At 60.2% G+C, this 2,118-nt stretch carries 2 pseudogenes; both read right to left on the bottom strand.

From position 1 onward, the window contains the following. Nucleotides 1-299: 299 nt before the first annotated feature. Nucleotides 300-1,823 (bottom strand): annotated as a pseudogene (gene tnpC, locus FNA46_RS21830) (IS66 family transposase); the annotation flags it as partial. Beyond that, a pseudogene (locus tag FNA46_RS21825) lies at nucleotides 1,807-2,118 on the bottom strand (IS110 family transposase); the annotation flags it as partial. The pseudogenes tnpC and FNA46_RS21825, both read right to left, overlap by 17 nt.

Here is a 2,118-nt window from a genome sequence, read left to right as displayed (position 1 = left end):
GCATCAGCGACGGTTGGTATAAGCTGTGAAATCGACATATCTCCAAGCCCTCGTTCGGCTTCAACATCGTCAATCACGAACTGATCCGGAAGGTGTGGTCAAAACACCGCTTACAATCATTGTCGTCCGTAAGCTTTTGGTGCGCGTCAGACAAAATACCGCGAGGAGGAAGAAGGGCACCGAGATCAAGATGCCCCACAGATGGCCTGCATCACCCTGGGTACAAGTTCCGACAGAGCGCGCAAGAATTGTGTTCAGCAAACCAGCATAGAGCGCGAAAGCGGAAATTTTTGCCCAAGTCATATTCGGTATCCCGCCAACATAGACAGACGACTCTGTGCTAACTCGAAGGGCATGTTATCCGGTTCTTGAGCTCTGTTCGTCATCTTCCAGTTCCACGGCAGCAATTGCTCCAACCTGCTGACCGGCGTGTCCGCAATGTTGGCGAGGACGTCGGCAAGCCAGGCCTGTGGGTCTATATCGTTAAGTTTGGCGCTCATGATCAGCGTCGCCATGAACGCGGCGCGATCAGCACCCCGATCCGATCCGGCGAAGAGCCATGACTTCCTGCCGAGTGCAAAGCCTCTGAGCGCGGGCTCGGCGGCGTTGTTCGTGAGACAAATCCGGCCGTCGTCGAGGAAGGATGTGAAGCCAACCCAGCGCTTGAGCATGTAATCGATTGCCTCGGCGACGGGAGAACTGCGCGACAGTTTTGCCCGTTCGGTCTGGAGCCAATCGCGCAGTTCTTCGACGAGCGGCTGGCTATCTTTGGGGCGGTGGGCCAGGCGCTGCTCGGCGGCAAGACCGTTGATCTCCCGTTCGATGTCGAACAGGGCATCGATCCGTTTGACGGCCTCCAGCGCCATCGGGGAGATCGGCGCAGCCTTGCTGCCACGTTTGGCGTTCGTGGCAATATCGGCCAGCACGAAGAACTTGCGGCGTGCGTGTGCCCAACACAGCGCCTGCGTCAGAGGCGCGGGATCGCGGTCTGTCTTGAACAGCGGATTATACCCGCCATAGGCATCCGCCTGCAGAATGCCGGTGAAGGTCTTCAGGTGACGTTCGGGATGCTCCTGCCGCCGGTCCCGCGAGGCATAGTAGAGGGCGGCGGGCGGTGACTGTCCGCCGAACGGTCGATCGTCCCGGACATAAGTCCAGATGCGGCCAGTGTCGGTCTTGCCTCTCGCCAGGATTGGCACTGTCGTGTCGTCGCCATGCAGCCGTTCAGCGGCCAGAACATGCGCCTCGATCAGCGAATGGATTGGCTTGAGCGCCGCGGCACAAGCGCCGACCTGGTCGGCCAGCGTCGACAGGCTGAGATCGATCCCCTCTCGGGCATAGCGCTCGCTCTGGCGATTGAGCGGCTGGTGCTGGGCGAACTTCTCGAACAAGATCATTGCCAGAAGGTTGGGCCCGGCAAAGCCTCGTGGTGTCACATGGAAGGGCGCTGGCGGCTGGGTGATCTTCTCGCATTCGCGGCAGGAGAACTTCTCCCGCACGGTCTGAATAACTTTCCACTGACGAGGGATGACCTCCAGGGTCTCGGTGACATCCTCGCCGAGCTTCGACAGCTTTGCCGAGCCGCAGCAAGGGCAACTGGCCGGGGCGGCGATAACGACACGTTCGCGCGGCAGATGTTCAGGAAAGGGCTTGCGTGACGGACGCTTGCGATCGAAGGCCCTGACGGTCGAGTTTTTGGCAACCATCTCCGCCGTGAGCTCGTCTTCGCCGGCATCAGCTTCGAGTTCTTCGAGTTGCAACTCCATCTGTTCGAGAAGCCGCGCCTTGCGCTCAGTGCGGCTGCCGTAAAGCTCGCGTGCGATGAAGAACCATGACCGCCGAGCAGGCCTCGCTCTTGATAGCCACGAACCGCATCGAGGGCCGCGTCACTGCCTCGCAAATGGCGGCCGCGTCCGCGGCGTCGGTCTTTCCTCGCTTCACGTAAGGCTTCACATAAGACGGCGGCATCAGCCGAACGTCATGCCCCAGTTCCTGAAGCCTGCGGCCCCAATCGTGAGCGCCGGCGCAAGCCTCCATGCCAATGAGACATCGTGGACGCTTCTGGAAAAATGCAAGTAATTGGCTGCGCCGGCAGCTTCGGCGCAGCCAATTACTTGC

The sequence above is a fragment of the Affinirhizobium straminoryzae genome (assembly GCF_007004135.1).
GTDB classification, from domain to species: Bacteria; Pseudomonadota; Alphaproteobacteria; order Rhizobiales; family Rhizobiaceae; genus Neorhizobium; species Neorhizobium straminoryzae.
This window is presented reverse-complemented; position numbering and strand designations above follow the sequence as displayed.